The organism is Oleiphilus sp. HI0128 (genome assembly GCF_001635365.1).
On the sequence record NZ_LWGG01000259.1, the window covers coordinates 1 to 1,168 of the forward strand.

General features: G+C 42.0%; 2 protein-coding genes. Both read right to left on the bottom strand.

Annotated features, from left to right (window positions below):
- The coding region (locus A3763_RS03440; RefSeq protein ID WP_197482731.1) for a M48 family metallopeptidase at positions 1-881 on the bottom strand (881 nt) is incomplete at its 3' end.
- A 173-nt stretch (positions 882-1,054) separates the two neighbouring features.
- Positions 1,055-1,168, bottom strand: a 114-nt coding sequence (locus tag A3763_RS26625) for a flagellin (protein ID WP_255376599.1), incomplete at its 5' end; no start/stop codon positions are given.

Below are 1,168 nucleotides of genomic sequence, written 5' to 3' on the forward strand. Positions count from 1 at the left end.
TCCGCATAAACAGCAATCGCGATAGCTAGCACTTGTAGATCATCCCGAAGGGTGCCTGACTCAACGCACTCTAGCAAAATGCTTTGGCGCAATAGCGTTATAAATTCTTCAACATGCGGATCAGGTAAAATGCAGTTTAGTAAGGAGTAATACACTAAGGGGTCTTTTGCGACTTCAAGCATTTCAATCGTCGCATTTGGATTACTTAAATCATATTTTTTGACTAGCAATGCCGCGGCGAATCCGGCAAGTTTATCTAAAGCCAGTTCGCTCTTTGACAGAAGCAAAAACAAATCAGCTTCAAGCTGAGTGTTGTAAGATTCTATCTTTATATGAGGGCAGCAGTTAAGCATGCCATGCAAGATCGTAATGTCATCATAGCCATGATTGATTAAAGATCGATAATGGAGGTAAGCGACATCGAAGTGGCCAAGCGCATGATGAGCTCTGGCCATACCTAGAAATGCGTTCTTATTGCCATTATCAATTGAAAGTGCTTTTTCGAACTGTCTGATTGCTAACTCAGGCTCTTCAGAAATTATATGTAGATAACCTAGATTCGTCAGGTATTGTGTATTTTCAGGCGAGTGCTCTAAGCACTTATCAAATAGTTCTTTTGCGGCAGAAACATTCCCTCTATCAAGCTCTATGCGGCCAAGTAGGTTCATTGCCGGCGCGTTGTTCGGGTCGAAGTTGATGACTTCAGTAATCAGCTTGAAAGCTTTGTCCAAAGAAACCTTCTTGTCTTCAACAGCAGTATCGGTGCTGTTATACATTTTGTAGAGGTCATTCGCATGGATAAGCAGGCGTGCAATATCAGAACGTTCACAATCGCTGAATTCATTTACGATTGGTTGGAGCTTAGGAGTAGTAGGACTCATATTAGGTAAACCTCTTCCGCTTTTTTGTATTATCTAAGGTAGTGTCTAGTACTAAGCGAAGAGCGTGCCAGAAAAGATTGGTTTTCTAGGTGATATACAAGAAAAAAGCCGGCTAGGCCGGCTTGGAGAATAGATAGTAGTACTGTTTTTATTTTAATATTTTTAAGTCAGGTTTAACCCTGTAACAGTTGGAGTACCTGCTGTGGTTGTCCATTCGCCTGAGACAGGATCGAAAGACCCGCACTTTGTAATACCTGTGATCTAGACAGCTCAGCTGTTTCTGCGGC